This is a genomic window from Clostridium sp. NSJ-145 (genome assembly GCF_021044725.1).
In the GTDB taxonomy this organism is placed as follows: domain Bacteria; phylum Bacillota; class Clostridia; order Clostridiales; family Clostridiaceae; genus Clostridium; species Clostridium disporicum_B.
Map to the genome: position 1 here is coordinate 431,016 of NZ_JAJNOS010000001.1, position 21,363 is coordinate 452,378.

Consider the following 21,363-nt stretch of genomic DNA (forward strand, 5'->3'; position numbering starts at 1 on the left):
TTCTAAAATTATGTATTTATCAATTTTGTATACTTTTAATTGTGATAAATATTCGTTTGTATATTATATATCATTTTTAATAACTTTACTACGCATTTCATACATAGCTCTATTATCTATGATAATACCATAACCTATTATATCACCTTAATCCCCTATTTTTCTTTAAATATATCTTAATATATTCTTAAGATATCCTAAATTTGATTCTATCTATTTATACCAATTTATTTTTTCTCCATCACAAGTTACAACATTATACATTAATGCACTACTATATTTATAAGACTTTATTATTTTTTTAATTATTAAAGATGCTTCTTCATCATTTTCAATTTTAGAATCGAAATAAAGATTTACTCCTTTTCTATTATGTAAAGCAAATACCTTTTCGCCATTTATTCTATGCTCTTCTATTAATTTAACTATATCATCTTGCTTTAATGGACAACTTACTAATACCATACCCTATCTCCTCATACATTTTCTTATCCTAATATTATAGCATATTATTTTACTTCCTACTAAACATCTAATTATAATTTAGTTAAGTAACATTTACACCCTATATCATCTATCTTAATAAATATTTTATTGAACAAAAATACATCGTACTTCAATAAAATAACAACATGTTAATTACTAACTTTAAAGAAATACGATGCATACTATATAATAATTCTTTTTAAACTTTTCTTTTATTAAACAATTTACTTATATCCATAATTAGTGCTGCGAGTAATCCAAATCCTAAGCAAATTAGGAAATTAAACATTCCAAAGCTATCTGGTATATCAAATATGCTTCTAACTCCTGGAATAAGCACTAAACAATATAATAAAAGACATATTATTATAGCGCCAATAGCATATATATTTTTAAATATACCCAATTTAAATGTTGTAACTTTATCTGATCTAGCTGGCAAAGTTTGAAATATTCTTGATATTGTTACTGTTGAAAATGCCATAGCAGCCCCTAGTTCTGGTGATACTCTATTTCCAACATACTGAGCTAATATAACTACAACGCCTATTATAATACCTCTAATAAGTACTGATTGCCATGTTCCACCTTGTAATATTCCCTCATTAATATCCCTTGGCTTTTCGCTCATAATATTTTTTTCTGCTGGTTCAAGCCCCAAAGCTATTGCTGGAAGAGAATCATTTATCAAATTTATAAATAATAGTTGCAATGCTGTAAATGGATTTGGCCATCCTACAAATACTGCAAATAGAATAGCTATTATAGCACCTAGATTCCCTGCGAAAAGATAGGTAATAGATTTTTTTATATTACTATATACAGTTCTTCCTACTTCAACAGCTGAAACTATAGTCTTAAAATTATCATCTGTTAATATCATAGCTGCAGCATCCTTAGCTACATCTGTTCCACTTCCCATTCCTATTCCTATATCAGCCTGTTTCAGAGCTGGTGCATCATTTACCCCATCTCCAGTCATAGCTGTTATATAACCTTTTTCTTGCCATGCCTTTACTATTCGAATCTTATTCTCTGGTGAAACTCTTGCATAAACAGTTATACGTTCAAGTTTTTCTTTTAATTCCTCTTCACTTAAAGCATCTAATTCTTGACCAGTTAAAGCTATATCTCCATCTTGCATAATTCCAATTTCTTTTGCTATAGCTGCTGCTGTAGTTTTATGGTCACCAGTTATCATAACTGTTTTTATACCAGCTCCACTTGCTTCAGCTACAGCCCCAAACACTTCTTCTCTAGGTGGATCTATCATTGCCATTAATCCAACTAAAGTCATATCTACCTCATCCTCTAACGCTGGTACAAAGTTCTCGTCTGGTACATCTTTTAAAGCAAAAGCTAATACTCTTAATGCTCTATTAGAAAAATATTCGTTTTGTTTTCTATACTTATCTAATATTTCTTCTGAAATATCTACTTCTTCACCATCATCTAATGCTTTTGTCACACGACTAAATACTACATCCGGTCCACCTTTAGTAAACATTATAGCATTTCCATTTATTGAATTTACAGTAGACATTAACTTTCTATCAGAATCAAAAGGAATTTCACTCAATCTATCATATTTTTCTCTTAACTCTTTATAATCTATCCCTCTTTTATTTGCAAATCTTAAAAGTGCTACCTCAGTTGGATCTCCAAGTTCAACTCCATCTTCTGTAATATCTGCATCGTTACATAACGTAGAACTTAAATTCATGGCTTCAACTTGTTCTGAAGAATCACTTTCTGCTTTAACTTCTTCTTTTGTAATACCATACATAAAGAAATCTACAACTGTCATCTTATTCTGAGTTAATGTTCCTGTTTTATCAGTACAAATAACACTAGTAGATCCTAGGGTTTCAACTGCTGGAAGCTTTCTTATTATAGCTTGCTTCTTTGCCATATCTTTAGTTCCAACAGCTAATACTATAGTTACTATTGAAGATAGAGCTTCAGGAATAGCTGCAACTGCCACAGCAATCGCAAACATAAATGAATCAAAAATTAATGCTTTTAAATCGCTTCCGCTTAAATATCCTCTTATAACTTGAATAGCAAATATAGCTGCTGCTAAAAGCATTATCATTATTCCTAACTTCTTGCCAAAATCATCAAGCTTTTGTTGAAGAGGTGTTTGTTTATTTCCTGCTGTTTCTAAAAGTGATGCAACTTTTCCCATTTCAGTGTTCATACCAGTTTGGGTAACTACTAGCTTGCCTCTTCCATAAACAACAGTAGCACCACTAAATACCATGTTTTTCCTATCACCTATTCCTACTTCTTCCTCTATTTTACCTGTATGCTTTAAGACTGCCTCAGCCTCTCCCGTTAGCATTCCCTCTACTACTTTTAATGTTTGGGCCTCAATAAGTCTACCATCTGCTGGTATATAGTCTCCTGCCTCTAAAAATACAACATCACCAACTACAATCTCTTTTACAGGAATAGTTACCTTTTTTCCATCTCTTAGTACTTTAGCACTTGGTGCTGATAACTTTTTTAAACTATCTAATGAACTTTCTGCTTTCCTTGTTTGAGTAACACCTAACACTGAATTCAATATTACTACTAAAAATATAATAAGCGATTCTACTACTTCACCTAAAAATATCTGTACTATAGCTGCTATAAGTAATACTATAACTAATGGATCTTTAAAACTCTCTAAAAACATTTTCCATATAGGAACTTTAGATCCTTCTCTTAACTCATTGTATCCATCTCTTTCTAGTCTATCTTTGGCTTCGCTACTTGTTATACCTTCAGCATCACTTTTTAATTCTTTTATTACATCAGAATATTCTTTTCTATAATACATATAATTACTCCTTCTATAATTTGTGATGAATTTATAATTATAGTATTATCCTTTAACAATATTTTATTTAATATAATAAGTTTAGCTGTAATATTTATAAAAATTTTATAATACATAGTATTATATTTGTAAATTTTAGGAGGTATTAAAATGTTTAAGAAAATATGTCCTCATTGTAATTATAAATTTTCTACTAAAGATATTTTTATCAGAAAACATTCACAATATATAACTTGTCCTCAATGCAAAAATAAGCTTATCGCATCAATAAAATCTAAATTTATTTTTAGTGTAATAATGCTATTAACCTTTATCTTTTGGGCAATCATAACTGACTCCGCTTATATAAATATCGAATCTTGGATAAAATATCTTTTAGCATTCATTTTATTTTTTATATTATTTTTTATAATAGAACCTTTAACTTATAAGTTTGAAATTTTTGAAGATTTATCAAAAAGCAAAAGATAGGGTAATATTTACAGAATATTTAAGAATTATTTAAGTTTTTATCAATTGCTTTATTTGTAAAATATAGTATCATAATAAAATATATACTAAATTTTTATAATATAGGTGGTTAATATGAAATTAAAGGATAATAAACTAATTAAAATTATTACTTACTGCTTTTTTCCTATTTTTATTGTATTAATTACTGAATTTAATCATATGCAAAGCTTCAATAAACTACTAGGTTTTGTAACTAGTAAATTTCCAGCATTTTTATATAGCGTATTATTAATTTCAGTTCTCTTTTTTGCAATACTCTTTTTTACAAAAAAGAGTCATATAGCAGTAGGAATTCTAAGTATAACCTTGTATATACTTTCCACAGTAGAGTATTTTAAATATACAACTAGTGGAACTCATCTAACTTTAAGTGATTTAGTTATGACTCGAAATATAGGAGACGTAGGAAAGTTTGCAAAACTAAACTTCACTTGGCCTTTAATAATATGCTTAATATTAATTATTGGTTATATAGTATTGTGCAAGAAATATACCTTTAATCTTCCTTTTACTTTCAAAAGAAGATTTTTAACAAGCTTCATTTGCATTTGCACATTACTTTTAGGTATACTTCTTCCTAAACCTTCAACAAATATTTATGCAACTTTTAATTTAGATAACGAAACATCAACAAATATATTTGCTATAAACGAGAGCTTCGAGTCAAACGGTCTTATAGGATTTTTATCTCAAACAACATCTAATAAATTTACTTCGAGATTACGTAAACCTGAAAATTATTCTGAATATCTTGTAAATAACAGTTTATCTGAAATAAATGAAACTTCTGATGATTATAAAAAACCTAATGTAATATTTATTATGTCTGAATCATTTGGTGATTTTAGAAGTCTTGAATCTTCTTTAGATTTATCATCTTACTACGAAAGCTTTGATGAAATTTCAAAAGATAATTTTATAGGTAATTGTGTTGTTCCAACTTTTGGAGGTTACACTCCAAGAACAGAATTTGAATTACTATTTGGACTACCAGTGTATTCTCTTAATACACCATCAATACCTCATAATCTATTAACTGATGATAATCTAACTAACTCTATACCATCTTATTTTAAGGATTTAGGATATAATACAACTTATATTCATCCTTTTAGCGGTTCTTTTTATAGTAGAAACTCTATCTATGGTGGTTATGGATTTAATAATCTTTTCTTTGAAGAAGATATGATTAACGATAGTACTAGATTCAGAAGATATATAGATGATTATTCTGTTTTTGAGAAAATAAAACAACAATTAGAGCAAGATGATAGTCCAAGTTATATATTTACTACTACTATGCAAAATCATCAACCGTATTACGATGATGACAATATTACAGATGGTACATCTGACCTAAATGAACTTAAATACTACCTTGAAGGTATTAAGAAAACTTCTGATGACTTGAAGTCGTTTTTAGAATGGTTAAATAATTTCGAGGAAGATGTAATATTAGTATTTGTTGGGGATCATTATCCATTCTTTACCCCTACATCTGATATATATAGTCAATTTGGAATAGACTCTAGTAACACAGAAAACTTATATAATCAAAAATACCTAATATATAATAATTATGATAAAGATTTTTCATATTTGAATGATACGAAAATATCTACATTTTATCTTCCATATGTAGTTATAGAGTCGTTAGGAACACCTTTAGATAAATTTTCATCAACTATGATAAATCATATGGAAACAACACCAATATACTCTCCTAATATTCAAAGTATTAGTGATAGAGATGCTATATTAGATGTGTTAACCTACGATAGAGTTGAAGGAGAAAGCTACTCTAATAAATAAAGTGCGAGCTAAGGCTCGCAAGTGAAAAGTCGACTTTGTCGAAGTGAAAGGCTACTACGTAGCGTGGAAAAGTTAACTACGTTAAGGGAAAAATGCTACTATAAGTAGCAAAGAAAAGCATTTTATCTCATTAGATATCTTTTCCCTATTGACATAGGCACTATTTTCTCCTCAGCTTTAGCTGACTTTTCCCCTTTGACGAAGTTAAACTTCTCACCAAAGTGCTTCGCACTTTCTTTCAATTAGTATCTCTTAGCATATCCACATCTTTTACAAAGCTCTTCAACGGCTTTTCTATTAGAAAAACCATCATATATATCAATTGCTCTTTTTGATGTTATTATATCTCCTAGTGGAGTTTTGAATATGTTTCCTAACGGAATATTTCCTTCGCTATCTAAACAACAAGGAACTACTGTTCCATCAACTAATATACCAATCTGGTCTCTTAATCCATAACAAAACACTTCAGCTTCTTCATTTACTAGATTTATATTAGGCCACTCAAATTTTTCTGCCATATTTACATATAAATTTTTTCTTACCTTTATTCCTGACTTTTCTTGTAATCTTTCACCTAAACTAAATTCTATATTAAGCTCTTCTTCAAGAATTCTCAATATATTGCTATTTAAGCTATTACAAGCCTTTAACTCTTCAGTATCCATGTTCCATAACCTTATTGAACAGATTATATTGGAATTTTCATTAGCTTCATTTATAAAGCTAGTAATATTAGTTATATATTCTTCTAAAGTCACTTTACTATCATTTGCTTCAAAACTATGAAGTGAAATATTAACTTGTCTTAAAGCTTTGCTTTTTAGTAAAATTTCCTTAACATTATTTATTAAAGTTCCATTAGTCGTAATATTAACCTTTAACTCAGCCTCTTTGCATATTTCTAAAAATTCCTCTAAATTTTTATTCAAAAATGGCTCTCCCATAAGATGAAAATATACATAATCACTATATTGTTTTACATCATCAATTATTTTTTTAAAGCTATCCACTTCCATAAACCTTAACTCTCTACTAGTTTTAGGGCAAAAATTACAACTTAAATTACAAATATTGGTTGTTTCTATATAAACCTTTTTAAATCTTTTCATTAGTCTACCTCTATCAATTAAATCTATAGTTATTACATTACCATAAAAAAATGAATTTATACAATAGAACATTTCCCTATACTTCCTCATATATTAATAAAGTTTTAAATTCCTATACTTTTTATTAATTATTAAGAATATATAATACTATAACTTTAATGGAGGTTATTATTTTATGAGGAAAATAAGATTTGTAATTTTAACTTTTATTATTATTGTTATAATCATATGTTCTAACGCTCTTTACAGCATTAATAATTATGCTGATCCAATAGTAGCCGAAGATGATACTATAGATACAGAATTACAAGAAGAACTTGACTTAGATGAATTATATACTTTTGATTATGATTATAAAAAGGATTATATACGATATTGCACAGAATATGCCATTTTATATTCTAGAGCTGATTATTTAACTGAAGATGAATTGATAGAATTTGCAAAAAAAATTGATAATGGAATTATAGCTATAGAAAATTATTTGGGGATTAATCTAAATTCTGATCACTATATTAATTCTAGAGTTTTTGTTAGTATAGATTGGTCTATGGACGATCCTGAGTTTAACAATGAAAATATTAATATAGAACATACTGCTTTAATATCAGTAGATAATGTAATGGAAAACACTAGCTCCTATATCCATGAATTAACTCATATAATAGCTTGGGATTGTAGTTCCTTATGGATTAAAGAAGGTTTGGCTGTATATTTAAATGATAAACTTAATGGAGATCCTACTTATCCTAATAATGGCTGTGACATTGATAAACTCTCTCTTGAATTTTATAATAGTGGAACGTTAGAAAGTTTAACAGCTTTTGATTTAGTTGGAAAAAATGGTGTACCTAATTATATTGATTATAATAGTGAACCAATCTTTTATATCTACTCTGCATCCTTTGTTAAGTATTTAGAATATTCTATTGGCAAAGATAATCTAATTAAAATCTATAAATCATTAAATACAAAAGAAGCTTTAAAAGATATTACAGGAAAAGATATAAATATCTTGAAGAATGATTGGATAAATTCTATAACTACAGTAATCGAATAAATTAATTTAATAAATATAAAAAAAGTACGAAATGTCTTTAAATACATCTTTCCGTACTTTTTTATATTTTAATAAATGCAATTTAATAAATGCAATTTTCCGAAAACATTTTCACATATTCCATCACAAGGTCCTCTTAAAACCTAAATTTTAATTCCTTAATTCATTTACTGTATCAAATATTACTTCTAAAATAATTAAAGACGAAGTTGCTCCTGGATCTTGATGTCCAATGCTCTTATCCCCTAAATAAAGTGCTCTTCCTTTACTAGCAACTATAAACTTAGTATATTCAACACCATTTCTAGCTGCTTCAACTGAATTCTTAAGCGTATTTAATACAGATAATTTATTTTCTATTCCATAATTAATTTCTTCATAAGCTGGAATTAATGCATCTAGCATAGTCTTATCTCCTTTTTCACTTTTTCCCCGCATCTTAATTCCATCTATTGAAACCTTTAATATATCTCTAAAATCTTCAATATTAATTTCAACTTTTTCTTTTCCAATCATAGATGCTTTCATAAATGCAGTTCCATACAGTGGTCCTGACGCTCCTCCAACATTAGACAAAATAGCCATACCTACTGTTCTAAATATATCTCCCCAATCTTTAAACTCTTTATCTTTAACTTTTTCTTTTGCAACTTTAAATCCCTTGCTTAAATTTGTTCCATGATCTCCATCTCCAATAATAGCATCAAGCTCATTTAAAAACTGTTTATAATAAGTAATTTTCTTTTCTATTTTCTCAAATGTATAAAGTACCTCTTTTAATGTTAATCCCATAATGTTTACTCAACTCCTTAACCCCTATTACTTTCCCACTCTAATTAACTATTTACTATATTAAATAATATTGTTTTTTTTCATAGTTAATACCTAAATCTAATATTTTTAAACATTTACACCCTGTATTTAAAGTGAATTTAAAAAGAAGATTGCACAACATTTATTAACTGATTAGCTAAATATAAAATAGAAAAGAGTAAACTCTTACTAAAAAACTCCACTAAATATATAATTTAGCAGAGTTTTTATTCTATATATAATACTTAACTAATTAAAAGTTCTCTTTTTATGCACATGAATATTTATTTATGATTATCACCTAAATCAATAAGATTTAATAACTTAAGTACTTCAACGGCAATCTTTCGTTCTTTACCTTTATATGGATATGAGTGGATATGAATTGCAGGGTTAAAGTTTAATTCTATTATTGCATATGGTGAATTTTCTTCTTTATAATCTTCTATCATCATATCTACTCCACATATTTTTGCCTTTACTGCCTTAGCCGCCTTTACTGCTATATCTTTGAATTTTTGCGGAATATCATCAGTATAATCTATACTATCTCCGCCTGTGCTTATATTAGAATTTTCTCTTAAATAAACTATCTCATCACATTTAGGAATATAATTAAAATCTAGTCCTCTTTGTTTTAAGAAAAGTTCTGCATTTTTATCAAGTATAATCTTTTCTAACGGTGTTTTATATCCTTTTCCTCTTAAAGAATCTTGATTTTTAATTTCTACAAGTTCTGCTATAGTGCTCTTTCCATCACCTATAACATTAGCTGGTACTCTATGAAGTATTCCGGCAACCTTGTCTCCTATAACTAAAAATCTATACTCTTTTCCTTTTATAAATTCTTCAATTAAAACAGTTTTATCATTCTCAAAAGCTATTTCAAAGGCTTTTATCATATCATCTTTACTTGCACCTTCAGTGAATATACTAATACCTATGCCAAAATTTGTTGACTTAGGTTTAATTACTATTGGTTTTCCTATAAATTTATCACTCTTAACCTTTGCTTCTTCTATAGAAGTATATTCTTCACCTTTAGGTACTCTAATATTATTATCTTCTAAAACTTTCTTTGTAACTACCTTATTTTCCATAATTAGTATAGTTGCATAATTATCTTTAGAAGTTTTTGTTGCTTGAACCACATACTCTTTTTTATCACATTTCTTTAATGATATAAAATTTTCACTTCTATCTAATACATCAACTTTTATACCTCTTTTAATAGCTTCTTTCATTAAAATTTGAGTTGATAATTCTAAGTCTTCATATCCTTCAAGCTTAAATCTATTTTTATATGCACTTTCTTTATATTTCTTAGCTAAGCTTAAATTTGCCTCTACAAAACCTTCTGATTTTACTTTTTTAAGCATCTTATAAGCATAAGTAATCTTAAAGTCTTTAATTTTATCAATCATCTCTAAAATAATTTCATTGGATACTAAATTTAATTCATCATTAATATTTTTAATATATCTTAATAATTCTAATCCCCATTCTTCTTTAGAAATATTTTTCCCATCTCTCTTTAAATTTACATTGCTTAATCCTTGCTCTGCAATTAGCTTTTGATTATCTAATGCTTCCTCTTGCCACTTTTCATAATCACTTTCTTCTTTAACCAATAAGAAAATATTAAATACTTCTAAGAATTTTAAATCATTTAAAGAGATTCCTCCTTTTTCAAAAGGATTGATATCTAAGCTCCTATATTCTAAATACTTTATTCCATCTTTCTCTAAAGATTCTAAAAAATTATCTATATCTGCTGCTTTTAATCTTACTTGACTATATAATTCTTTATGACTTTCTAAAACCTTATCCTTAACAAAATTGTTCATACTATCTACATAAGCTTTAACAGAGTCATAATTTGGATAAAGATCTATATTATTTTTATAACCATATTGACTGTTTCTATAAGATAAAGCACTTTCATTATGATATGTATCTTCATTTATCTTATTTAAGCTTTCTATGTATTCTTTTTCAAAACTATCATGAATAACATTTGAACCACATAAAAGATATATTATAAGCCATCTATATCTTAAATAATTTCTTACAAGTTTTAAATAAACATTATCCTTAAACTCCCTAAATGACGTTCCTTCACCTACCTTTTTATGAAGCTCCTTTAAAAAGTCATCTTGAAATGAAAAATTATAATGAATTCCAGATATTAATTGTCTCTTGCCTCCATATTTTTTCATTAATTGCTCTCTATACCTTCTTGCATTTATTCCCATAGGACACTCGCAGAATTCAGCTATTGGAATATCCTTATCTTCTGGTAAGATACAGGGCATTGAAATTGGCCATAAGTATTCATCTCCAATTTCTTGAGCTACAATATCATAAAGTACATTTGTAAAATTATAACATTCTTCTACTGAATTGAATGTTGGTGTAATTACCTCAATTTGGCTTTCTGAAAAATCTGTTGTTATATACGGATTGCATATCTTTTTCTCAAAAACCTTTGGATGAGGCGTTAAGGCTAGCTTTCCTTCATTAGTTACTCTTAGTCCTTCCCTTTCAATACCATAACTACCTATTGATTTATTATTTATAATTATATCTTTAATTTTATCTAACATATTTTATACTCCTTGCTTACCTTCAATTTATATATTAAATAAGCTGCTACTCCTTTTAAAACACTTGATATGGCAATGCTCCACCATATCCCATTTATTCCATAATACTTAATAAGTACTAATGCCATTGGAATTCTTAATACAGTAAATATTATACTTATAGTCGCAGGTATTTTGGGCTTTCCCAGTCCTGTAAAAAGTCCATTAGATACCATTTCTATTGTACTAAAAGCTTGTGAATAAGCTACTGCTTGTAAATATCCATAAGCTATTAAACTTGTATCTACATCTCTTATAAATAATTTTATTATTGGTTCCTTAAAAAATATAAATATTAAGGACATTAATATAGAATACGATATTCCAATTGCTAGTGCAGTATTATATCCATCATTAATTCTTTTAAACTTCTTGGCCCCAAAATTTTGTCCTGTAAAGCTTGATATAGCTCCATTTAAACCGCCTATAACCATATATGTTATAGATTCAATCTGTAATCCTATCTTTTGAGCTGCAATAGCATTGGTACCAAAAATTGCAATAATTCTTGCTAGAACTATATTTACCAGAGTAAATAACACTCTTTGAAATGCCATAGGAAACCCTAACTTAGCTACTTCTTTTACTTTTTCGTAATTTACATTTAAACTTCTATCATACTTTAATAAACCTTTAGATTTCATCTTATACAATACATACATTATTACATTAGCTATCAATGTAGCTAATGCTGCTCCAATAACTCCAAATTTAAAGATATAAATGAATATAGGGTCTAAAATTATATTTACTGCTATCCCTATCGCATTAATCTTTAAAGCATCGCTATTATTTCCAAAGCTTCCAAAAATCCTTGAATAAAGAAAATTAAAAAACGAAAAATACAATATTGGTCCATTTATTGCAAGATAATAATATGAATCCCTTTCTACTATAGGATTACCTAGATTTAAAAATCCTATAAAATTCTTTCCTAAAAAAATAAGAATTAGAGCATATACAATTGCTATAAAAAAGTTGATAGCTATTCCTGTATTTATATACTCTTTTACATTATTATTATCTTTTCCACCTATAGCATGAGATATCTTTATTCCTGCTCCTATAACAACTAAAGAATTTATTGAATATCCTAATCCAATAAAAAAACTTGATGAACCAACGCTTGCTACCGCATCACTCCCTAGCCCCCCAACCCAAAGCATATCAACAAGGTTATATGTAAATTGTAATAAAGAACTTCCCATTATAGGTACTGCTAAAGCTGTAAGCACTGTTAAAACTTTACCTTTAGTTAAATCAACTTTTTTCATTTTTCCTCCATGATTAATTTTTATATATTTATTTACTACCTGTAACTACATATTACTCTCTCTCTGGATATATTATTTCATTCAAAAAATCAACTAATTCTTTAGCATTTTCTTCTACTAAACTATAATGGTTCCAAGTGCCTTCTTTCCTTGAAGTAACTAATTCACAGTCGATTAATACTTTCATATGATGTGATAATGTTGGTTGAGTGAAATTAAAATAATTTAATAGCTCACAAGCACATCTTTCACCATCTGATAATATATGAATAATCTTCAATCTATTCTGATCGCTAAGAGCTTTAAATATTTTTGCATTTACTTCATATTTATCTTTCATCTTTCCTCCTATATAGATACTTATCTATGTATTCAATATAGTTTACATCTTTTTCATTGTCAATATACAAAGTGACTCTAAGTATTTTTTCTTCTTTTAAATATAATTTAATATATTCTACTTTCTAATCATTCTGATCTTCCATTATTTATAAACTTAATTAAACTACAGTAATAATTAATAAAATAAAAGGAGGCATATTAAATGCCTCCCATAAATTATTATTAACTATTATTATTTAAATATTTATCTTTTATTCTTAATTTACTTTACTTCTTGAACTCCAGTAACTGTGCTCTTATCATCCATTTCAAATGAATCTTTATATTCTTGTTTTGAGAAATACACATTACCTTCAATCTTAGCATTTTCAAGTTCAAATCCTTCAGCTTCTACATATATATCTCCAATTATTGTTCCACCTTCTATTTTTGTATCCTTACTCTTAACAGTAATTTTGGGTGTTGTTAATGTATAAGATTTAGTTGTATTATTATCATCATTTTCATAAAGAGCTATTGTACGACCAGCAGGAACCATCTTTGAAGAATCATTTTTATCCGGTTTAGTAAAGTCTCCTTCTACTACTAAATCTTTACTTGTAGTTATATCATTCTTTAATAATACTATCCAACTATCTTTTAAAGCTTTTTTAAGTGTTTCTTCATCACTTGCTAAAGATGCTGAACTTACTACATCTGCATCTCCAGGATTATTTGTATTTGTATTTTCTTTTTCTTCAGTAGTTGCTCCTTTATTAGTTGTATCATTTGTAGTACCATTATTGCCACAACCAACTAATAAGGCTACTCCTAAAAATAACGCTAATACTAATGACTTTGTTTTCATATTTTATCCTCCTAAAGTCTAATTTTTAAATTTTGTAATATTTATTACAACCGCTAATTTTATTATTTCACTAAATACTTTAATTATTACAAAATATAAATAACACTCTAATTAATAATAAATATGTAATAGAAGTAATAGATACAAAAAAGGTTGTATCAAAATTTGATACAACCTATAATAACTAACAGTTTCTACAGTTTCTACAGTTTCTACCGTTTCTAATGTTTCTACAATTGTTACAGCTTTCTAATACTTTCTTTATAACGCAATCTCTACCTCTTCTAAAGCCTTCATTAAACCCAGCTCTGAATCCTTCTCTAAATCCTTGTCTTACTCCTGCCTCTCTACCTTCTTGACGTCCTACTTCTCTTCCTTCTTCAAAACCATTTCTAAATCCTTGACGTTTTCCGGCTTCACAGCCTTCTCTAAAGCCAACTCTTCTTCCTTCTTCGAATCCTTTTCTGAATCCAGCTCTAAAACCTTCTCTTCTACCTTCTCGTAAGCCAACAGCTCTACCTTGTCTAAATCCTTGCTCTTTTCCAGCACAAAAAGCTGCATTAATGGCATTAATACATTGTCCACTTCTAGAATTACAATTACTATTTTCTATGCCTTCTGTAAAAGTATCTTCATCAAATTCGCTTACAAAATTTTCATCACATTCTCTTTCTCTACGAAATCTATCTCTGTCACATTCTATATTTTCTTCATCATCAAGGTCAAATTCATCCAAATCAAATTCATTCAAATCAAAATCATCAAAATCATCAAAATCATTAAAACATCTTTTGTCCATAATTCCTATCTCCTTTGTATAGTTAATTTTATACTACATTATATGCATTATGGATGAATATGTTAAATGTTTGTATATTAATTTTGGCTATTTTTTATCTTCATAAAGGCGTAATCTATAGTGGCTTCTAAATTATTTGATTTTTTCCCTCCACCTTGAGCTAAAAATTTACTTCCTCCACCTCTACCATCAATTAAGGTAATTGCATCCTTTAATAACTCATTCATAGATATATCATTGTCTTTTGACGATGCAAAGATTAGATTTGACTTATCATCATATTTTACAGCAAACAACGCTATTGTTTTTTTATTTTCTACTAACTTTTCTGCAAGCTTCCCAATATGCTTTAAATCCGACTTTTCATAAATCTTCTTAATAATAGATATATCTCCAATCTTATCTGCAGATTCTATCATTTCCTTTATCTCATATTTACTTAGTTCTAATTTTAACATTCTATTTTCATTTTGATATTCTCTAATTTCCTCTGCTGATTTACTTATTATGTTCAGTATTTCACTTTCTCCACATTTCATTGACTTACAAATAGTCGCAATTATACTATCTCTCCTTAAGCTATCATCTATAGCTCTTTTCCCTGCTAAAAATTCTACTCTAGTTGCTCCTTTATGTTTTTCCCATCTTTTAATCTTAATCATTCTTAAATCTAAAGTTGATTTAGGATGCACTCCACAACAAGCATTTATATCAAGATCTCCTATTTTTACTATAGTAATCGCATCATCAGTTTTCGGTAAAGCTCTTCTTATTTTTATCTTTTTAAGCTCTGATTTACTTGGCGTAAAAAATTCAACTTCTATATTTTGATTAATTATTTCATTTGCAAATCTTTCAGCTTCTCTTATTTTATCTTCCTCTAAGAATCCCTCAATATCTACAGTACTACTTTCACTTCCCATATGGAAGCTTACAGTATTAGCATTAAACAATGAGTAAAAGCACCCTGATAAGACATGCTGTCCTAAATGTTGTTGCATTCCATCATATCTTTTTTCCCAATCAATTTTACATTTTACTCTATGTATTTTTAATGGTTTCTTTTCAAGAACATGATAAACTACTCCATTATCTTCATATACATCTATTACTTTACTACTTTCAATAAATCCAGTATCTCCAGGTTGACCACCTCCACCTGGGAAAAATGCACTTTTATCTAAAGCTACATGATACATTCCATCTATCTCTTTAACCTCTACAACCTCAGCTGTAAACTCCTTAATATATCTATCTAAATAGTATAACTTTTCCATTTACTTTTTCCTCCATTATATTGTCATAAGACAAACTTTCTCATAAGTAATTATAATACACTTATATTTTCAAAATTAGAAATCCACATATTTAATAATTTATCTATAAAAAGTATCTATATATACCTAACTTAAACACTCTCATGGACCCAAGTAATAACATAACTAACATTTTTAGGTGTATCTGTTATCTCTGGATTACATTTAATAAACCTTCCTTCTAATCCTAATTCCTTGCATGTTAAATCGAAATGACACATAGCTATTCCCATATCAATTCTATGAATATCAAATGTTAACTTATCATTTTTCTTCTTAGATGAGTTAATATAGAAATGAAATTTATTACCATCTTTAACTATTCTCCAAGGTTGCTTATTAAGTGCCGATGGAGCCAATCTAACATTTTCAAGTACCTCTTTAAAGTAACCTAAATTAATTACTGGTGTCAATGGTACAGAAAAATCTCTTAAGAAAAAAATTTCGTACCATTCTTTTCTCTTTTTTGATTTAGTCAAAAACTTCATAGTCTTTTCTATAAAACGCTTATTCTCTCCACTCTTACCAAAAGGAGTTACTATAGGTAAAAGCTCATCTTCCTTTAATTCCATAGACTTCGAAAACTCTCCCTTATTAAAGGTACCTCCAATCCAACAAGTTCCTAATCCAAGAGAGGTTATATAAAGAATTACTTTTTCCATTTCATACCCAACTTCTTCTAATGCCATTTCACCATTTTCATATGCAACTGCAATAAAATTATTAGCACCTTTTATAATTCCATAAGTACCTATCTTTTCTCCCTTTAAAGGTTCCTTTGAGTTTATTAACTTAAATCTTACTTTTTCATTAAAGGGCCCCTTCAAATTATTAATATACTCTTCAATTTTTACTATCTTATCTTCATCAATTTCACATTCTTCATATGTCCTTACTGAGGTTCTTTCCTTAATTATTTCAGATATTGTTTTATTTATACTACTTGTATTACTCATTATTATTCTCCTAAATATATATTCATGTTATTCTTATCTTTATATAACAAAATATATGCACTATAACCATTATATCATTACTGTGTATTTTTTACATATATTCCTTTTGCTAGAGTAAATTTGCATCTTCTTATGTTTATGTTATATACTAGATATGTAACCATTAGATACTAGGAGGTATATTTTGAATAAAGAATTAAAATTAATAGCTAGCGCTTTAGCACTATGTGTTACTTTTAATGTTTCTTTTCCTGTAATGGCAGCTCCTGAAAATACATCTATTGATCAACATAAAGTTAAGTACCAAGAACTTAACACGGAAATTAAACAAATAAATGAAAAGATCTCTAGCTTAGATGTAGAAATTGAAGAAATAAATCAAAATCTAGAGGAAAATAACAGAAAAATTGAAGATACAAAAATAGAGATAGAAAACACTAAAAACCTATTAATCCAAAATGAAAAAGAAATGGATGAAGCACAAAATAAACTTAATATTAGAGTTCGTTCCCTGTATAAAAGCAACCTTACTTCTAATATTATATTATTTGTTCTTAATTCAGAAAGTTTTTCAGATTTATTTAACAGAATACATTCTGTATCAAAAATAATATCTCTTGATAAAGAACTTATGAAGGATATAGATGAAAAGAAAGAAAAACTTGAACAAACTTCTGAATCACTAAAAAAGAATGAAGATGAATTGAATTCACTAAATGAAGAAATATCTAAAGATTTAGCTGAAGTTGAAAGTAAGAAGTCTGAACAGCAATCAGCTTTAAATGAACTTAACGAACAAAAAAATGAGGTTTTTGCAATAATTGAAGCTAATGAAAAAACTCTTGTTGAGCACCCATTATCAATTATTAACTCTTCTACCTCTTCAATATCACAAATTCAAGATGCAGTTAATACACTTGAAGGATTACTCCCTCAATTAACTAGCTCTTATGTAATTGGACTAGCTCAAGATGGAATTTATCAAGGTAATGTTATAATTGAAGAGGCAAACACTCCACCTGTTGCCCCTCCATCATTAGATGAAGATGGTAAAGCAACATATCAAATGGAATCAACAGCTTATACTGGTGGTGGCATAACAGCTATTGGGCTAAAGCCAATCCATAATCCAAATGGAATAAGTACCGTTGCAGTTGATCCAAATGTTATTCCTTTAGGTTCAAAGGTTCATGTATCAGGTTATGGAGTTGCAATAGCATCAGATACAGGTGGTGCTATAAAAGGAAACATAGTAGATGTATATTTTAACACACATAGTGAGTGTGTTAGCTGGGGACGTAGACAAGTAGAAGTTACTATTCTTGCCTATCCAGGAGAATGGTAAACTAGGTTTGTATTTATGGCAAATGAATCATATTTAACTTAGTTTAATATAAAGATGCCTTATGGCAGATATAAAGTTAAAAGCTTGGACATTTTATGTCCAAGCTTTTCTTAATTAACAATAAAATATTATATTTTTAGTTGATTCTACATTTGAAAATGTGTTTAATATTATATAAATATATATATTTAATTATACTTGTGGCTTCATTAACCATTCATATACTTTATAAAAAATTTCAACTTCATTATCTATATACTCATCCATACTATCATAATCTTTAGTTATTAATGAATTATTAACTTTATCTACTAATATTTTTACCTCATCAACTATTGCTAGGACATCAATATACTTATCTTTATCTAATCCGTTAAATAATTCATATACCTCTTCTACTAATTCATCTGGAATTAATTCTACAGACTCTAAATTTTCTCCCTCAACTCTAATTGACTGTATATTATTTATAAGTAATATTATATTGCTTATTTTATCAGGAAACCCCCTATCAACTAAATCAGTATATATTTTCACATCATCACTCATAGAATCAACATCTGCTAAAGATATTTCAGCATCAACTATTCTATAATTATATGAATATCCCATTTGATCAGTTATATTTTCAAACTTTATAGTTCCTATAATTTCTACTGGTAGGTCTGTAAATTCTATTTGTTTACCTTTCTTAGGATATACCGCCATAGTATTCATAAGTTGATTTGTATTAGGTAGACAATATGCACAATTCTGATAAGGCATATTCATTAAATACGCCATTGATCCATCTAACGGAGAGCTCTGTGCAAAGAATCCAACCATTTTTATCTTCTTTCCATCTAACTTTTCTAATTCCTTTATATCTATCATATCTTTAAATTTTACTTCTGTTATTTCATTATTATCTTTTTCACCTGATGCCACACATCCAATCATTATCATAGGTATTATAAATAATATAAAAACTAGCTTTTTCATTACTACTTCTCCTTTTTTACTCTAATGTAAGAATATATAAGGGTTGATACTATAATAACTCCAACATATATGAATACAATATAAAACTCTGTTGGATATACCTTTGTTAAGTCAAGTACTATTCCTAAAGATGATGATATATTATTTACTAGACTTAAAGCTACCCTATTAATTAATAAAGAAATAGTTATACTTACAGCTATTAATATTATTACTTGTCCTAAAACGTAGCTATATATTTTACTCTTATTCATTCCTAAAAACTTAAGTAACTTAATATCATTCTTAGAATTAACAAGCATTAAAAAGCTCATTACACAAGTTAATAGTGATGCTAACACTACTATTATTCCACAAAGCAATAAAGCAACCTGCTTACTCATATCAATATTACCAACTAGCTTTCTTAATATCTTTGTAGTGTTTACAGCTTGTACATCAACATCTTCACTTAAAGAAGTTTCTATTTTATTTGCTGTTGCCAAACTTCCTGTTTTAACAAGTATAGATGTATAACCCATATTATGATCATCCCCTTCATGAGAATGCTCTTCTTCTTCTGAATGAATGTGTTCTTCATCGTGTGCATTCCATACACTATTTATACTTGTAAAAAGAGTGTTATCATATGATGTATTAGTCTTATCTAAGATACCAACTAAAATATATGGTGAACTTGTGTGTTCTTCTGCATAGTTACTTGTCCCATGAGATGTAGTAATTTCATCTCCTATAGAAAGATTATAGCTAGTAGCAATGTTATATCCTACAACAACTTCATAATCTTCTTTAAATAATTCTCCTGATTTCAAGCTATAATCATTTAGCAAATCAGTTGTAGTTCCTACTATTCTATTTCCTTTATATGAATCAGCCATAGCTAATGGAACTATAGTAGTTACCTCATATTCATCCATTATATTATCTAAATAATCCGTATCTATAGTTCCTAATGGGTCATCTGAGAAAAACAAACTAGACATTACTAATTGAGTACTACTACCTTTAGGTCCAACTATAATATCGTATTTTTTATCTACCTGATAAAATCCTTCATCTATTTGTGAACTAATATTTATAGATAACATACTTATAGAAATTGCTATACATATTGATATAATAAATAATATACTTACTGTTTTCTTGCTTAATAAAGATTTTATTGAATATCTAAACATTAATTAGCACCTCCAATATTCATCTTTATAAAGTCATCGTATTTTATTACACAATCAAAGTTCTCTATTAATCTATCATCATGAGTAACTACTATTAACATATTTTTATTTTTCTTATGAACATCTATTAAAGATTTTATAATGTCGTTAGCTAAAGCTTGATTTAATGAACCAGTTGGCTCATCACATAAAAGTATCTTTCCTTCTTGAAGCAATGCTCTTGCTATACAAACTCTTTGCTTTTCTCCTCCAGACAAAGTTTTTACTTTCTGATTTACTTTATTTTTTAAACTTACAACATCTAAAGCTTCCTCTATAGATATCCTCTTCCCTTTAACTTTTTCAATTAACTTTAAATTATCTTTAACCGTAAAATCATTAAAAAGATTAAATTCTTGAGATACATAACTTATATTATCTCGTCTATATTTTTGAAGTTCTTCACTTGATAATTTTTCTAAATTATATATAGAATTATCAATATCTATAGTAATAGTTCCTCCATCAGCTTTTATATTTCCACTAATAATATTTAGTAATGTCGACTTACCACATCCAGAAGGTCCTAATATAACATATGATTTATTATCTTCAAATTTTATATTGCTAAAATTAATTCTCTCATTTGAAAACTCTTTATAAACGTCTCTTATTTCTATCATTATAATCTCCTTTTAATGTATTAAATATTTAAAATGATTATCTAGAGATTTAAATATCAAGCCTCACCTTCAAACTAATTAATGTGATACTATTAAGAAAATATTTAGTTTTTCTTACAAGATATTGGATAAAATCTAATCCTATAGATTTCATAAGAGAGAAGATTATAAGTGCTGATCCAAAATGCTGCAAATTTTCTGCACTCTTTTCAATATTAATACAAATTTCACAGTGACCTCTTAAGCAATTGTGATTTTCATTTAATATTGAGTACTGTATATTGGTAAAAATATTAATAATCAAATAAAAAGCCAATAGCAACGCTATTATCTTTTTATTAAATCTAAAAAAACTTATAATTTCTCACCTCCTACCCCTAAAAAACTCTACATTT

The 21,363-nt window shown here is 27.8% G+C and carries 18 protein-coding genes; 4 read left to right on the top strand and 14 right to left on the bottom strand.

The features are described 5' to 3' along the window. Positions 1 to 213: 213 nt before the first annotated feature. Entirely contained in the window at positions 214 to 465 is a 252-nt protein-coding gene (locus tag LQE93_RS02210; RefSeq protein ID WP_186838140.1) for a hypothetical protein, read from the bottom strand. 220 nt (positions 466 to 685) lie between these two features. After that, positions 686 to 3,313, bottom strand: coding sequence for a cation-translocating P-type ATPase (locus tag LQE93_RS02215; RefSeq protein WP_231071792.1), 2,628 nt, complete (start codon positions 3,311 to 3,313; stop codon positions 686 to 688). Positions 3,314 to 3,463: 150 nt separating this feature from the next. Here LQE93_RS02215 and LQE93_RS02220 point away from each other — a divergent pair, with 150 nt between their 5' ends. Beyond that, a complete protein-coding gene (locus LQE93_RS02220) occupies positions 3,464 to 3,784 on the top strand; it encodes a TIGR04104 family putative zinc finger protein (RefSeq protein ID WP_231071793.1) in 321 nt (106 codons plus the stop codon). Positions 3,785 to 3,898: 114 nt separating this feature from the next. After that, entirely contained in the window at positions 3,899 to 5,638 is a 1,740-nt protein-coding gene (locus tag LQE93_RS02225) for an LTA synthase family protein (protein ID WP_231071794.1), read from the top strand. Positions 5,639 to 5,880: 242 nt separating this feature from the next. Here the strand turns inward: LQE93_RS02225 and LQE93_RS02230 are convergent, their stop codons facing one another. After that, positions 5,881 to 6,750, bottom strand: a complete 870-nt coding sequence (locus LQE93_RS02230; RefSeq protein WP_231071796.1) for a radical SAM/SPASM domain-containing protein — start codon at positions 6,748 to 6,750, stop codon at positions 5,881 to 5,883. Between the two features lie 175 nt (positions 6,751 to 6,925). Between LQE93_RS02230 and LQE93_RS02235 the strand changes: the two genes are divergently transcribed. Next, positions 6,926 to 7,810 carry a hypothetical protein gene (locus LQE93_RS02235; RefSeq protein ID WP_231071798.1) on the top strand — a complete coding sequence of 295 codons (885 nt, stop codon included), beginning with the start codon at positions 6,926 to 6,928 and terminating at the stop codon, positions 7,808 to 7,810. A 150-nt stretch (positions 7,811 to 7,960) separates the two neighbouring features. On the opposite strand, the gene dhaL is transcribed toward LQE93_RS02235, so the two are convergent. The 8 genes from dhaL to LQE93_RS02275 form a co-directional block, all read right to left on the bottom strand. Further along, a complete protein-coding gene (gene dhaL, locus LQE93_RS02240; RefSeq protein WP_055264699.1) occupies positions 7,961 to 8,602 on the bottom strand; it encodes a dihydroxyacetone kinase subunit DhaL in 642 nt (213 codons plus the stop codon). 305 nt (positions 8,603 to 8,907) lie between these two features. Beyond that, the gene (gene gshAB / locus LQE93_RS02245) at positions 8,908 to 11,229 is read right to left on the bottom strand and encodes a bifunctional glutamate--cysteine ligase GshA/glutathione synthetase GshB (RefSeq protein ID WP_231071806.1); all 2,322 of its coding nucleotides are present in this window, start codon (positions 11,227 to 11,229) and stop codon (positions 8,908 to 8,910) included. Continuing rightward, positions 11,223 to 12,542 carry an MATE family efflux transporter gene (locus tag LQE93_RS02250; RefSeq protein WP_231071808.1) on the bottom strand — a complete coding sequence of 440 codons (1,320 nt, stop codon included), beginning with the start codon at positions 12,540 to 12,542 and terminating at the stop codon, positions 11,223 to 11,225. The genes gshAB and LQE93_RS02250 overlap by 7 nt, the downstream gene beginning before the upstream one ends. A gap of 52 nt (positions 12,543 to 12,594) precedes the next feature. Further along, on the bottom strand, positions 12,595 to 12,882 hold the full coding sequence (locus LQE93_RS02255) for an ArsR/SmtB family transcription factor (protein ID WP_055264696.1): 288 nt from the start codon (positions 12,880 to 12,882) through the stop codon (positions 12,595 to 12,597). A 264-nt stretch (positions 12,883 to 13,146) separates the two neighbouring features. Beyond that, positions 13,147 to 13,731 (bottom strand): hypothetical protein, encoded by a 585-nt coding sequence (locus LQE93_RS02260; RefSeq protein ID WP_231071810.1) that lies wholly within the window; start codon positions 13,729 to 13,731, stop codon positions 13,147 to 13,149. A gap of 184 nt (positions 13,732 to 13,915) precedes the next feature. Further along, positions 13,916 to 14,530: a Yae1 family protein gene (locus LQE93_RS02265; RefSeq protein WP_231071812.1), complete on the bottom strand. Its 615-nt coding sequence runs from the start codon at positions 14,528 to 14,530 to the stop codon at positions 13,916 to 13,918. 77 nt (positions 14,531 to 14,607) lie between these two features. Further along, positions 14,608 to 15,807, bottom strand: a complete 1,200-nt coding sequence (locus LQE93_RS02270) for an alanyl-tRNA editing protein (RefSeq protein WP_231071813.1) — start codon at positions 15,805 to 15,807, stop codon at positions 14,608 to 14,610. Between the two features lie 131 nt (positions 15,808 to 15,938). Then, positions 15,939 to 16,802: a nitroreductase family protein gene (locus tag LQE93_RS02275; protein ID WP_231071815.1), complete on the bottom strand. Its 864-nt coding sequence runs from the start codon at positions 16,800 to 16,802 to the stop codon at positions 15,939 to 15,941. 184 nt (positions 16,803 to 16,986) lie between these two features. Between LQE93_RS02275 and LQE93_RS02280 the strand changes: the two genes are divergently transcribed. After that, the gene (locus tag LQE93_RS02280) at positions 16,987 to 18,147 is read left to right on the top strand and encodes a 3D domain-containing protein (RefSeq protein WP_070205659.1); all 1,161 of its coding nucleotides are present in this window, start codon (positions 16,987 to 16,989) and stop codon (positions 18,145 to 18,147) included. Positions 18,148 to 18,339: 192 nt separating this feature from the next. On the opposite strand, the gene LQE93_RS02285 is transcribed toward LQE93_RS02280, so the two are convergent. Genes LQE93_RS02285 through LQE93_RS02295 form a run of 3 tightly spaced genes read right to left on the bottom strand, consistent with a single transcriptional unit; the run spans position 18,340 to position 20,968 of the window. Then, on the bottom strand, positions 18,340 to 19,128 hold the full coding sequence (locus LQE93_RS02285) for a hypothetical protein (protein WP_055264691.1): 789 nt from the start codon (positions 19,126 to 19,128) through the stop codon (positions 18,340 to 18,342). A gap of 2 nt (positions 19,129 to 19,130) precedes the next feature. Then, positions 19,131 to 20,306 (bottom strand): ABC transporter permease, encoded by a 1,176-nt coding sequence (locus LQE93_RS02290; RefSeq protein WP_055264690.1) that lies wholly within the window; start codon positions 20,304 to 20,306, stop codon positions 19,131 to 19,133. Beyond that, entirely contained in the window at positions 20,306 to 20,968 is a 663-nt protein-coding gene (locus LQE93_RS02295) for an ABC transporter ATP-binding protein (protein WP_231071816.1), read from the bottom strand. The genes LQE93_RS02290 and LQE93_RS02295 overlap by 1 nt, the downstream gene beginning before the upstream one ends. Positions 20,969 to 21,363 lie beyond the last annotated feature (395 nt).

Bases quoted from the DNA above. Each gene is read 5' to 3' on its own strand.
- LQE93_RS02250 (WP_231071808.1), bottom strand. From the start codon at position 12,542: ATGAAAAAAGTTGATTTAACTAAAGGTAAAGTTTTAACAGTGCTTACA.
- LQE93_RS02210 (WP_186838140.1), bottom strand. From the start codon at position 465: ATGGTATTAGTAAGTTGTCCATTAAAGCAAGATGATATAGTTAAATTA.
- LQE93_RS02235 (WP_231071798.1), top strand. From the start codon at position 6,926: ATGAGGAAAATAAGATTTGTAATTTTAACTTTTATTATTATTGTTATA.
- LQE93_RS02255 (WP_055264696.1), bottom strand. From the start codon at position 12,882: ATGAAAGATAAATATGAAGTAAATGCAAAAATATTTAAAGCTCTTAGC.
- LQE93_RS02285 (WP_055264691.1), bottom strand. From the start codon at position 19,128: ATGAAAAAGCTAGTTTTTATATTATTTATAATACCTATGATAATGATT.
- LQE93_RS02260 (WP_231071810.1), bottom strand. From the start codon at position 13,731: ATGAAAACAAAGTCATTAGTATTAGCGTTATTTTTAGGAGTAGCCTTA.
- LQE93_RS02270 (WP_231071813.1), bottom strand. From the start codon at position 15,807: ATGGAAAAGTTATACTATTTAGATAGATATATTAAGGAGTTTACAGCT.
- gshAB (WP_231071806.1), bottom strand. From the start codon at position 11,229: ATGTTAGATAAAATTAAAGATATAATTATAAATAATAAATCAATAGGT.
- LQE93_RS02220 (WP_231071793.1), top strand. From the start codon at position 3,464: ATGTTTAAGAAAATATGTCCTCATTGTAATTATAAATTTTCTACTAAA.
- LQE93_RS02290 (WP_055264690.1), bottom strand. From the start codon at position 20,306: ATGTTTAGATATTCAATAAAATCTTTATTAAGCAAGAAAACAGTAAGT.
- LQE93_RS02215 (WP_231071792.1), bottom strand. From the start codon at position 3,313: ATGTATTATAGAAAAGAATATTCTGATGTAATAAAAGAATTAAAAAGT.
- LQE93_RS02295 (WP_231071816.1), bottom strand. From the start codon at position 20,968: ATGATAGAAATAAGAGACGTTTATAAAGAGTTTTCAAATGAGAGAATT.
- dhaL (WP_055264699.1), bottom strand. From the start codon at position 8,602: ATGGGATTAACATTAAAAGAGGTACTTTATACATTTGAGAAAATAGAA.
- LQE93_RS02230 (WP_231071796.1), bottom strand. From the start codon at position 6,750: ATGAAAAGATTTAAAAAGGTTTATATAGAAACAACCAATATTTGTAAT.
- LQE93_RS02265 (WP_231071812.1), bottom strand. From the start codon at position 14,530: ATGGACAAAAGATGTTTTAATGATTTTGATGATTTTGATGATTTTGAT.
- LQE93_RS02275 (WP_231071815.1), bottom strand. From the start codon at position 16,802: ATGAGTAATACAAGTAGTATAAATAAAACAATATCTGAAATAATTAAG.
- LQE93_RS02225 (WP_231071794.1), top strand. From the start codon at position 3,899: ATGAAATTAAAGGATAATAAACTAATTAAAATTATTACTTACTGCTTT.